Source organism: Leucobacter faecis (assembly GCF_054456635.2).
In genome coordinates, this window is the sequence record NZ_JBTJEP020000013.1 from 48,438 (window position 1) to 60,463 (window position 12,026).

The window sequence follows — 12,026 nt, forward strand, 5'->3', positions numbered from 1 at the left end:
CGCCCCTTTCGTCTTCATCAACTGAGGTTCACGCATCAAATAATAAGTGCCCCCGGCTGGACTCGAACCAGCGACCGACAGATTAGAAGGCTGTTGCTCTATCCACTGAGCTACGGAGGCGACTTCACTAGCGTAGCGCAGCCGGGGGAGCCGAGAAAATTCGGCTCCCCGCGGTGCTACAAAACGAACGTTAGTTGCCCGAGCGAATCAGCTCAGCGCACTTCTCGCCCATCATCATGACCGTGATGTTGGGGTTCACGGTGACGATCTCGGGCATCGCCGAGGCATCGACGACGCGCAGACCCTGCACGCCCTTCACGCGCAGCTGCGGGTCGAGCGGCGACATCGCATCATCGACGGGGCCCATACGCACCGTGCCCACCGGGTGGTAGACCGTGTTGTGGGTCTTGTAGATGTACTCGGTGAGCTCTTCGTCGGTGGTCGCTGCGGCGCCGGGGGCGAGCTCGCGGCCCGCCCACTCGGCCATCGCGGGCTGCGCCATGATCTCGCGTGCCTTACGAATGCCGGCGATCATCACGCGCAGGTCGTGCCCCTCGGGGTCCGAGAAGTACTTCGGGTCGACCTTCGGCTTGTCTCGGTAGTCAATCGATCGCAGCCGCACCGTGCCGCGCGAGCGGGCGTGCGTCACATTGGGGGTGAGGCAGATCATGTCATCGGCGGTGGGGTAGCCGGCGCGGTACGTGTGCATGTCGAATGGCACCGAACCGTAGTGCATCATCAGGTCGGGGCGATCGAGCCCCTCCTCGGTCGGCGCAAAGATGCCGATCTCCCACCACTGCGTCGACTCGCGCACCATCTCGCGCTTCGCCTCCCACTGCACGACGCCCTCGGGGTGATCTTGCAGGTTCGATCCCACGCCGGGGCTGTCGACCCGCACCTCGATGCCCACCTCTTCGAGGTGTTCGCGCGGCCCGATGCCCGAGAGCATCAGCAGCTGCGGCGTGTTAATCGCGCCGGCCGAGACGATCACCTCGCGCGTCGCCGCAATGCGGCTCGCACGTCCAAACGCGTTATCGACGTACTGCACGCCCGTCACGCGGTTCTCGGCATCGAACTCGAGTTCGCGCACGTGCACTCCGGTCAAGACCGTAAGATTCTCGCGGCTCCGGATCGGGTGGAGGTACGACACCGATGACGATCCTCGCGTGCCGTCCGGCAGCCGGTTCACCTGAAAAAAGTTCGCACCGTTGATCACGGTGTTGCCGGTGTTGAACTGGGCGCGGGGGATCCCCGCCTGCTCACACGCATCGAGCAGCGCGACCCCGCACTCGTCTGCATGAGGCACGTTCATGATGTTGACGGGGCCGGTCTTGCCGTGCAGCGGGCCGTCGTCCTCGTTCGTTTCGAGTTTCGTGTAGAGCGCGTACGTCTTGTCAGACTCCCAGCCCGTGGCACCGTACTTGTTCGCCCACTCGTCGAGGTCTTCGCGCGGCGCCCAAAATGCGATGCACGAGTTGTGTGACGAACAGCCGCCGAGCACCTTCGCCCGCGAGTGGCGCATGAACGAGTTGCCGGTTTCTTGCGGCTCGATGGGGTAGTCCCAGTCGTAGCCCGACTCGAGCAGCTCCATCCAGCGGTCAAGCTGCAGCACTACCTGTTCGTCGGCGTCGTGCACGCCCGCCTCGAGCAGGCCCACGGTGACGCTCGGGTCTTCGCTCAGGCGAGCGGCGACGGCGGCGCCGGCCGAGCCGCCGCCCACGATTACGTAGTCAAATGAGTGTGTGGTCTTCAATTGATGCGCCTTTCTAGTGCTCGGGGAACCAGCCGGTGACGGCCGGAGCGAGGTTGTGGTAAACGTGCTTCATCTCTTGATATTCGGCGAGGCCAGTGGGGCCGAGCTCGCGGCCAAAGCCCGACTGCTTGAACCCGCCCCACTCGGCCTGCGGCAGGTAGGGGTGAAAGTCGTTGATCCAAATGGTGCCGTGGCGCAGCTGCTTCGCGACGCGTTCGCCGCGGCCCGCCTCGTTCGACCAGACGGCGCCCGCGAGCCCGTAGATCGTGTCGTTGGCGATCGCAATTGCCTCGTCTTCGGTCGTAAACGTTTCGACCGTCACGACGGGGCCAAATGCTTCGTCACGCACCACGCTCATGCCGCGCACGACGCGGTCGAGCACGGTCGGCGGGTAGTAGAAGCCGCCCTCAAGGTCGCCCTCGCCAAACTTGCCGCCGGTGCGCAGGCGTGCGCCCTCGGCGATACCGGCCTCGACGTACGCGTGCACCTTGTCGCGGTGCGCGGCCGAGATCAGGGTGCCCGTCTCTGCGGTGTCGTCGAAGGGACCGCCCAAACGGATCCCCTCAGCCCGGCGCACGAGCTCGTCCACGAAACGCTCGGCGATGCTCTCCTCGACAATCAGCCGTGTGCCCGCCGAGCACACCTGACCCGAGTGCACGAAGACGGCGTTGAGAGCGTTGTCGAGGGCCGCATCGAAGTCGGCGTCGGCGAACACAATGTTGGGGTTTTTGCCGCCGAGCTCGAGTGCAATCTTCTTCACGCTGCCCGCCGCATTCGCTGCGAGCAGCTTGCCGGTCTCGAGGCCGCCCGTAAACGATACGAGGTCAACGTCGGGGTGCGTTGACAGGGGTGCGCCCGCCGTTGATCCGGCACCGAGCACGAGGTTAGCAACACCCGCGGGCAGCCCGAGATCATCGAGCAGCTTGATCATGAGAATAGCGGTGTGCGGGGTGAGCTCGGCGGGCTTGAGCACAAACGAGCAGCCCGCGGCAAGCGCCGGGGCGATCTTCCACGCGGCCTGCAGCAGCGGGTAGTTCCAGGGCGTGATGAGCGCGCAGACTCCGATGGGTTCGACCTCGATGCGGCTGTTCACGTTGGGGTCGCCCGCGTCAACGATGCGGCCGGTGTTTTGCGCGGCGAGCTTGCCAAAGTAATCGAAGCAGGCACCAATATCGTCCATGTCCATGCGGGCTTCGACGATGCGCTTACCCGTGTCGAGGGCCTCTGCGCGCGCAAATTCTTCCTTGCGCTCGCGCAGCAGGGCGGCCACGCGCAGCAAAAAGTCGCCGCGCTCAGATGCCGGGGTCTGCGCCCACACGCCCGCGTCGAACGAGGTGCGTGCGGCACGAATCGCCGCGATCGTGTCTTCGGGCCCTGCCTCGTCAACCTCGGCGACGAACGCGCCGTCGGCGGGGCAGTGGATCTGGCGCTTGCCGCCCGCGGTCGCGGAGCACCAGGCCCCGTCAATGAAGAGTGTTGCGGTCATGGGGTTCTCCTGCTCTGCAGCGAAACGCTGCGACAATCAAGTGGGTTAGGTAGCTGATTCGGGATGCTCGAAGTCGTCGCTCCAGTCGGTGATCACGAGTTCACTCTCGCCGATGGATGCGTCGCTGCCGCCCGCCGAAATGCGCAGGTACTCGAGGTGTGACTCGTAGTGGCCCAGCACATCTGCGATGATCTGGTCGCTGTCGAATCCGTAAACGTCGTAACCGTGTGATCCGGTGACAGTAAACACCTCGAGCCTGAAGTAGTATTCAGCGCCGCCCACATTGCGGTAGGCGAAGGTGGGCAGCTCGTGCGCGACCGGGTAGATCTGGTACGTGAAGTCCTGCTGCTCAGGGAACTTCGCGGTGACGAGCAGCGACGGCACGTCGAGGCCCTCGACGTTGGCGCGCTCGAAGTCGACCTCAACGCCAGACTTGCGCAGCTCGTCGGTGACGTCGATGAGGGCGGGCTCTGCGACCGAGTCGATATAGCGCTCGGCCTGCGCCCGGTGCGGAAACGTGGTCGAGCGGCGCAGCCGCCTGCGCCAGCTGGTCTCGGCGGGCGCGTAGCGCACGGGCATCGTAGCCTCGTACCCCTCGAGGTGCTGGGCCTCGGTGCGCAGCGCTCGAAACAGTGAGATCATCACGAGATAGAGCAGCAGCGATACGGGCAACCCGATGATCAGTGTCGCTTGCTGCAGGGTGGGCACGCCGCCCACGAGCAGCATGCCGAGCGTGAGCAGCCCGGTCGCGACCGACCAGAAGATGCGCAGCGGCTTGCTGCCGTCTTGCTTGGGGTCTTCCACCTTCGAGGTGAGGTTCGAGAGCACGAGGGCACCCGAGTCGGCCGAGGTGACGTAGAACAGCAGGCCCGTGAGCAGCGCGACCGCGATCACGACGGGGGCGGCGGGGTACTGCTGCAGCAGGTCGAAGAACGCCCGCTCGGGCAGATTCATCGCCGTGTCGGCGAACGCGCCATCACCGCCGAGCACAATCTCGAGGGCCGAGTTACCAAAGATCGAGATGAAGATCGCGATGAACGCGAACGGAATAATGAGCACGCCGAAGATGAACTGCCGCAGGCTGCGGCCGCGTGAAATGCGCGCCAGAAACAGGCCCACAAACGGCGCCCAGGCGACCCACCACGCCCAGAAGAACAGGGTCCAGCCCTGCATCCAGTCGTCGGGCCGCTCCCACGCAAACGTGTCAAACAGCATGCCCGTAAACCCGGTCATGAAGTCTCCCACGTTCATCACGAGGCCCTCGAGAATGCGGCGCGAGTCACCCGTAATGGTGATCCACAGAAGCAGCGCGATCGCTAAGATCACGTTCGCTTCTGACAGGCGCCGGATCCCCTTCTCGACGCCCGATACGGTCGAGAGGGTAGCCATCGCGACCGCCAAGATGATGAGGGCGATCTGCGCGGCGACGCCGTCGGGCGTGCCAAACAGCACGTGCATGCCGTAGCTGAGCTGCACGACACCGATGCCGAGCGTCGTGGCGATGCCAAAGACGGTGCCGAGCACGGCGAGAATATCGATCGTGTGACCGCCCCAGCCGTCAACGCGTTTACCAAAGATGGGGGTCAGCAGCGAACGAATGTTGAGCGGCAGGTTGCGGCGGTACGCGAAATAGGCGAAGGCGCCGCCCATGAGCGCATACATCGCCCAGCCGACGGGGCCGTAGTGAAAGAAGGTCCACACGATCGCCTGGCGGGCGGCGGCGATGGTGCCGCCGTCACCCTCGGGCGGCGCTACATACTGTGCCACGGGCTCTGACACCGAGAAGAACATCAGGTCGATACCAATGCCCGCCGCGAACAGCATCGATGCCCACGTGAACATGCTGAACTGGGGCTTCGCGTGGTCTGGGCCGAGCCGGGTGCGGCCGGCGGGGGAGAACGCGACGACAACGACGAAGAAGACGACGAGCCCCGCAGTAAGAATGTAGTACCAGCCGAAATTCTCGGCGGTCCACCCGACGAGGGCATTAATAACTGAGTCGGCTTGATCTCGCGCGAAGATCGCCCAGAGTGCGATGGCGAGGATCACCGCGGCTGAGCCGATGAGCACGGGCCAGCGGGGCGGCGGCGGCGCCGCGGCCGCCCGGCCGGCGTCTGGGTCTAGATCGATGGGTGGTTGGTCGGATGCCACGGGCAAAAGCTTCGATCCTTCGTTAGAAGTGTCGGCGCCGTCGAGTACTGATGAGTACTGTACCGGCGAGCACCGGCCAACAGCTCGTACCGTTTCACCCTAACAAGTGTCGAAAATGGCCGGTCGGGCAGCCACCGCTGCACGCCAGTGCACCACTGGCGACGCGCCGTAGCCGAAATGCTTAATAAATGCTGCCCGTAGCGGTCAAATCAGACACGCCCAAAGATTGGCCGGCGGCTATTCGAAGCGGTTCACGAGCGAGTGCGCCGCGCGGTCAATGTAGTCGCGAAACGGCTCGTCATAGATGGGCGGGAGCGCCACCTCGTCGAGTGCCGCGTACATGTGGTGCAGCCACCGGTCGCGCGCGGCCGGAGTGATGGGGTATGGCTGATGGCGCATGCGCAACCTGGGGTGCCCGCGGTTGTCTGAGTAGGTCGTGGGGCCGCCCCAGTACTGTTCGAGGAAGGTGCGCAACCGCCAGATCGCGCCCTCCCAGTCGTCCTCGGGGTACATCGGGGCCATGATGGGATCCTGGCGCACCCCCTCATAGAATTTGCGCGTGATCTTCTCAAAGGTGTCGGTGCCGCCGACCTGCGCCCAGAACGACTCGGTCACGGCGCCGCCCGCCTCGCCCGCGCCGAGGGTGCGCGCTGGCGCGACAGCGTTTGAAGCGTCGGAAGTTGCGGGAGTGATGGGAAGTTCGGTCAAAGCGGTGGCCTCCTGAAATCGTGGTTGTGTGGGCTTCTTAGGGCGGTGCGCCGAGTCAGGGCGGTGCGCCGAGTCAGGGCTGTGCGCCTGGATACTTGGGCAGCTCGGCGGCCAGCTTGATGCCGGCCTTGTGAAACTCGCGCAGCAGTGCGGCGCGAAGTGCGCGCTGCACGGCCCACTGTGACTCGGGTCGTGTGCGCAGCGCGAGTCGCAGCGTGGCGCGGTCACCGAATGCACTCTCGATACCCCACACCTCAGGCTCACCCGTCACCTTGCGGGCGACCTCGGGGTCGGTGAGCAGGGAGTGTGCTGACAGCATCGCTACCCGTTCGACCTCGTTCATATCGTTGTCGGTGTCGACGGTCACATCGATGACGGCGCGTCCCCAGCCCTGCGATGAGTTACCGAGGGTGAGGATCTCGCCGTTACGCACAAACCACAGGGTGCCGTCGAGTGCGCGCACCTGCGTCACGCGAATGCCTACGTCTTCAACGGTGCCACTGATCTCACCCACGGTGACCACATCGCCCACCCCCAGCTGGTCTTCAAACACCATGAACACGCCGTTCAAGATGTCTTTGACGATGTTCTGGGCGCCAAACGCGAGACCGGCGGCGACGATACCCGCCGAGGTGAGAATCGCGCCGACGTTGACCTGTAGCTGGCCGAGAATCAGAAACAGGGCGATCGTAGCGATCGTCCAGGTGATGACGGCGCGGCCAACGGTGCCGAGGGTGCGCGTGCGCTGCACCGCACGCGCGTTAATGTACGGCGAGGTTTGAATCTCGCTCGTCACATCGACGTCTTGCGCTTTCTTCACGCCGCGCACGATCTGGTTTACGGTGCGCGTGAGCAGCATCCGCAACAGCCAGTTCACGACGCCCGCTGCGATGACAATGATCACAATGCTCAGCGGCACTTTGAACGTCACCAAAAAATCGGCGAACGCGTTACCCGCCGCCTCGGTGACACCGTTGGCTAGCCCATCCATTTACGCCCCCGCGTCAACCTGCTGAGCAGCGATCGCGCGGTCAACCCCTGCGAGCAGCTCAACTACGAGGCGACGCAGAGCAGGCGCTGCCTCCTCGTTGGCGTCAAGCCACGCGCGCGAGGCGGCCGCGAGCGGCGCACCCGCGAGTGCCGACGGGTAGAAGCCCTCGACGAGCTCTTCGACGATCGCGTGGCTGCGCGACTCCCAGACCGGCACGAGCGCCGCAAAGAAACGGTCTACGAACGGTTCGAGCAGTGCGAGGTCGTGGGCGCGAGAGAACCCGAGTCCGGTCGCGCGCACAATCGCGTTGGGCTTGTCGCTCTCGTCAAACACCGAGGCCCAGGCCGCTTCCTTACCCGCGAGGGTCGGCAGCGCCGCACGGGCGTGTGCAGCGGCCTGGTTGCCAGTTGCGGTCAGGTCGGCCGCCTGGCGGGCGGCGATCTCTTCCTCGCCCGCGCGCCCACCCGCAACGAGCGCAAACAGCAGCTCCCACCCGAGGTCGGTGTCGAGGGTGAGGCCGGGCAGCGTCGCCGACCCGTCGAACAGGGCCGCGACGTGGCCCAGCTGTTCGGGCGTATGTGCGAGGTGAGCGAACGTCTTCACGAACTGAAACTGGCGGTCTGACGCAGCATCTGCGTTGCTCGCGAGCTGCCAGAGCGCGTCGGCCACGCGCGTGAGGGTGGCCGCGCGACGCGACGGTGCAACGTAGCTTGACGCAGCGAGTACGAGCTGGTTCAAGAGCGTGCGCAGCGTCGTCGAAGCGTCTTCGCGTGCGATGTGCGCGAGCACGGTATCGATGAACCGCGAGGCGGGCAGCTCGCCGTCACGCGTCGCATCCCACAGCGTGCCCCACACGAGTGCGCGCGCAAGCGAATCTGGCATGGTGCCCAGATGGCCCTCGACTGTCTCGAGCGAACGCTCGTCGAGTCGAATCTTGGCGTATGTCAGGTCGTCGTCGTTGATCAGCAGCAGATCGGGCTGGGCGAGGCCCACGAGCTCGGCGATTTCGGTACGCGGGCCGTCAATGTCGACCTCAACGCGGTGCGCGCGAGTGAGAGCACCCTCCGAGATGCGGTACAGGCCGATCGCGACGCGGTGCGGGCGAATCGTGGGGTACTCACTTGCAGCGGTCTGATCGATGGCAAAGCTCTCAAACGCGCCGTCACTGCCCTGCGTAAACGAAGCACGCAGCGTGTTGACGCCCGCGGTTTCGAGCCACAGTTTCGACCACTCGGTGAGGTCGCGGCCGCTTTGCGCCGTAAGCTCCTGCAGTAGGTCAGGCAGCTCGGTGTTTGAGTACTGGTGCTTCACAAAGTAGTCGTGCACGCCGCGCATAAACGGCTCACGGCCCACCCACGCCACCAGCTGCTTGAGCACCGACGCGCCCTTGGCGTAGGTGATGCCGTCGAAGTTCACCATCACGTCTTCGAGGTCGCGAATGGGGGCGACGATCGGGTGAGTCGACGGCAGCTGGTCTTGACGGTACGCCCACGACTTTTCAGACGCGGCAAACGTGGTCCAGCATTCAGACCACTCGGTCGCCTCGGCCACCCCCAGGGTCGACATGTACTCGGCAAACGACTCGTTGAGCCACAGGTCGTTCCACCAGCGCATCGTTACGAGATCGCCAAACCACATGTGCGCGAGCTCGTGCAAGATCGTGACGACGCGGCGCTCACGCATCGCATCGGTGACCTGGCTGCGAAACACGTACGCCTCGGTGAACGTGACGGCGCCCGCGTTCTCCATCGCGCCCATGTTGTACTCGGGCACAAACAGCTGGTCGTACTTATCGAAGGGGTACGGGTAGTCGAACTGTTCCTCGAAGAACGCGAAGCCTTCGCGGGTCTTTTCGAAGATGTAGTCGGCGTCGAGAAACTCGCCCAGCGATTCGCGGCAGAACGCGCCAAGCGGAATCGTGCGCCCGTCGCGGCTCGTGAGCTCTGAGCGTACGACGCGGTAGGGGCCCGCGATGAGCGCGGTGATGTAGCTCGACATGACAGGGGTGGGCTCAAACTCCCACGTTGCGAGCTGCTCGCCGTGGCGAACACCAGCCGCAAAGGGCTCTGGGGTGGGCTGGTTGCTCACGACCTGCCAGCGTGCGGGGGCCGTGATCGTGAACTGAAACGAAGCCTTGAGGTCGGGCTGCTCAAACACCGGGTACATGCGGCGCGAGTCGGGCACCTCAAACTGCGAGTACAGGTAGACCTCACCGTCGGCGGGGTCGACGAAACGGTGCAGGCCCTCGCCGGTGTTCATATAGCGCTGCGTCGACACGATGTGCAGCACGTTGTCTGCTGCGAGACCCGGCAGTGCGATGCGCGAGTCGGCAAACACGGTCGCCGGGTCGAGCTCGGTGCCGTTCAGATCGATCAGCTGCACAGAGTCCGCGATGAGGTCGATGAACGTCGAAGCGCCCGGCGTGCCGGTGAACCGCACCGTCGTGTCGGCGACGAACGTGTCGGGGCCGGTCATCAGGTCGAGGGCAATCTCGTAGCTCTCGGTCGTAACGACGGCGGCGCGCTCCTGCGCTTCAACACGGGTGAGGTTCGTTCCTGGCACAGCTGCTCCTGTCGAAGGGTGAAAGGTGATGGTCTAAGACTATGCCTGAACCCTATCGATGAGCCGAGTGGCTCACTACAGTAGAACCATGACTCGCACCCTCGGATCCAGTGATCTCGTCGTCTCACCCGTCGGCCTCGGCTGCAACAACTTCGGGCGCCCCGGCTCGCGCACCGAGGATCAGCCCGGCACCGACGCCGTGATCCACGCCGCGCTCGACGCTGGGGTGACGTTCTTCGACACCGCCGACCTCTACGGCTACGCCTTCGGCCGCAGTGAGCAGCTCATGGGCCACGCGCTCAAGGGGCGCCGCGACGAAATTGTGCTCGCCACGAAGTTCGGTCACCCCGACTCTGACACCCCCGCCTCGTACCGGGGAAGCCGCGGTTCGCGCGAATTTATTCGCGCGTCGATCGAGGGGTCGCTGGGCAGGCTGCAGACCGATCACATTGATCTGTATCAAATGCATGTTCCGGATCCCGATGTGCCCATCGCAGAGACCCTTGGGGCGCTCCACGAGCTCGTGGGGGAGGGCAAGGTGCGGTACATCGGGCATTCAAACTTTACGGCCGAACAGATGGAGGAGGCCGCGCGCATGGCTGACGATAACGGGGTCACCTCGTTTGTGTCGGCGCAGAACGAGCTCAGTCTGCTGCGCCGTGAAACCGATGTGTCGGTGACGCCAGAGGCCGCGCGCCTGGGGCTCGGGCTGCTGCCCTTCTTTCCACTCGCCAACGGGTTACTCACCGGCAAGTTCACGCGCGATCACTTTCCGGCCGACACCCGCATTATGCGGCAGCGGCCGCAGGTCGCCGAGCTTGCAGACTGGGATGCGCTTGAGGCGTATCGCGCACTGTGTGAAGAGTGGGGCGTGACCATGCTCGAAGCGACGCTTGGGTGGCTGCTTGCGCACAAGCCGATCGCGAGCGTGATCGCGGGGGCCACCACTCCCGAACAGGTGCGGCAGAACGCAGCTGCCGGGAGTGTGTTTGTGCCCGCCGCAGAACAGAACGCACAGATCGAGGCGCTGTTTCCCGTGCCGCGGGCGTAGCGCTGCAGCGGCGACTGCAGCGATCGCTGCAGTAATAGCTGCGGCGCCGAGCGCGGTCACACACAGGCGCCAAGACATCGTGCGGCCAAAAGTGGGTGTTATCGGTCCTGATAACACCCACTTTTGGCCGCACGTCCTCTTTTGCCAGAGGAATCGATCTTTGGTGTAACGAATGCGGGGCCAAAAGCGTCATTCGCCTGGGTGCAAGTCAAAATCGTAGGTATGGGTGAACGTGGTGGCGGCTCACGGCCACGAAAGCATACATCTCACTCGAACTCATACACGTCAGCCGACAAGGCCACGTGGGTGCAGAACACTGTGCGTTAGTGACCACGTTTGCCGCTAAAGACCGCATGAATTCAACACTTTTGATACCGTATGTTGCGCAATTCGCTTCAGCCGGTCAGCTCAGGGGCCACCACCCCCGAACAGGTGCGGCAGAACGCAGCTGCCGGGAGCGTGTTTGTGCCCGCCGCAGAACAGAACGCACAGATCGAGGCGCTGTTTCCCGTCCCGCGAGCCTGAGTGCTCGGGCGGTGGCGACGGTCCGGGGCGCCGTCGCGATAGTGTGAGCGTATGACCGAGAATGTGCCCAACGTAGAGTTTTGGTTTGATCCGATCTGCCCCTGGTGCTGGATGACCAGCCGGTGGGCGACCGAGGTGTCTGAAGTGCGCGGGTTTCCTGTCGCATGGCACCCGATCAGCCTCGCGATTTTGAACGAGGGGCACAAGGGTGGCCGCCACTCAGAAGGGCACCACCAGGGGCTGCGCATGGGTCGTGTCGCGGTCGCAGCCGGGCGCGCGCACGGCGCCGAATCGGTGGGGGCGCTGTACACAGAGTTTGGCACCCGCATTCACCCGGGTGGCCGCGACGACTACGACGCGATCATCGCCGAGGCGCTCGCGGCGCTCGGGCTGCCTGCCGAGCTTGCGCAGGCGGCAGACGACGAGGCCATCGACGCCGAGCTGCGTGAAAACACAGACCACGCGATGGAGATTGCGGGCCCCAACGTGGGAGTGCCGATCATCGCGATCGACGGGGTCGCGTTCTTTGGGCCCGTCGTCACTCCTGCGCCCACGGGCGAAATCGCCCTGAAGCTGTGGGACGGCATTTACGCCGCCGCGAGCGTGCCCGGGTTCTACGAGCTCAAGCGCGGTCGCAGCGCCGGCCCCCAGTTCTAGCGCCGGCCCAGCTCGTGTCATCCTGCGTGAGCTCATCCCTGTCACCCCAGTCATCCTGCGTGAGCTCACCCCTGTCATCCTGCGTGAGCTCACCCCTGTCATCCTGCGTGAGCTCACCCCTGTCATCCTGCGTGAGCTTGCG

At 64.6% G+C, this 12,026-nt stretch carries 9 protein-coding genes and 1 tRNA gene; 3 read left to right on the top strand and 7 right to left on the bottom strand.

All coding sequences use genetic code 11. From position 1 onward, the window contains the following. Window positions 1-47 precede the first annotated feature (47 nt). The 7 genes from ACXR2T_RS10950 to pepN form a co-directional block, all read right to left on the bottom strand. A tRNA-Arg gene (locus tag ACXR2T_RS10950) sits at window positions 48-120 on the bottom strand. 70 nt (window positions 121-190) lie between these two features. Beyond that, window positions 191-1,753, bottom strand: a complete 1,563-nt coding sequence (locus ACXR2T_RS10955; RefSeq protein ID WP_458839394.1) for a GMC family oxidoreductase — start codon at window positions 1,751-1,753, stop codon at window positions 191-193. A gap of 13 nt (window positions 1,754-1,766) precedes the next feature. Further along, complete coding sequence (locus tag ACXR2T_RS10960; RefSeq protein WP_458839392.1) at window positions 1,767-3,239, bottom strand: aldehyde dehydrogenase family protein; 1,473 nt, start codon at window positions 3,237-3,239, stop codon at window positions 1,767-1,769. A 45-nt stretch (window positions 3,240-3,284) separates the two neighbouring features. After that, entirely contained in the window at window positions 3,285-5,390 is a 2,106-nt protein-coding gene (betT, locus tag ACXR2T_RS10965; RefSeq protein WP_458839390.1) for a choline BCCT transporter BetT, read from the bottom strand. 237 nt (window positions 5,391-5,627) lie between these two features. After that, entirely contained in the window at window positions 5,628-6,098 is a 471-nt protein-coding gene (locus ACXR2T_RS10970) for a globin (RefSeq protein WP_458839388.1), read from the bottom strand. Window positions 6,099-6,171: 73 nt separating this feature from the next. Continuing rightward, the gene (locus ACXR2T_RS10975) at window positions 6,172-7,089 is read right to left on the bottom strand and encodes a mechanosensitive ion channel family protein (RefSeq protein ID WP_458815745.1); all 918 of its coding nucleotides are present in this window, start codon (window positions 7,087-7,089) and stop codon (window positions 6,172-6,174) included. Continuing rightward, window positions 7,090-9,651, bottom strand: a complete 2,562-nt coding sequence (gene pepN, locus ACXR2T_RS10980; RefSeq protein ID WP_458839386.1) for an aminopeptidase N — start codon at window positions 9,649-9,651, stop codon at window positions 7,090-7,092. An 88-nt stretch (window positions 9,652-9,739) separates the two neighbouring features. Between pepN and ACXR2T_RS10985 the strand changes: the two genes are divergently transcribed. The 3 genes from ACXR2T_RS10985 to ACXR2T_RS10995 all read left to right on the top strand — a co-directional run bounded on the left by ACXR2T_RS10985 (window position 9,740) and on the right by ACXR2T_RS10995 (window position 11,884). Beyond that, window positions 9,740-10,702: an aldo/keto reductase gene (locus ACXR2T_RS10985; RefSeq protein ID WP_458839384.1), complete on the top strand. Its 963-nt coding sequence runs from the start codon at window positions 9,740-9,742 to the stop codon at window positions 10,700-10,702. Between the two features lie 378 nt (window positions 10,703-11,080). Further along, window positions 11,081-11,227 carry a hypothetical protein gene (locus tag ACXR2T_RS10990; RefSeq protein WP_458839383.1) on the top strand — a complete coding sequence of 49 codons (147 nt, stop codon included), beginning with the start codon at window positions 11,081-11,083 and terminating at the stop codon, window positions 11,225-11,227. A 51-nt stretch (window positions 11,228-11,278) separates the two neighbouring features. Then, a complete protein-coding gene (locus ACXR2T_RS10995) occupies window positions 11,279-11,884 on the top strand; it encodes a mycothiol-dependent nitroreductase Rv2466c family protein (protein WP_458839382.1) in 606 nt (201 codons plus the stop codon). Window positions 11,885-12,026: the final 142 nt, after the last annotated feature.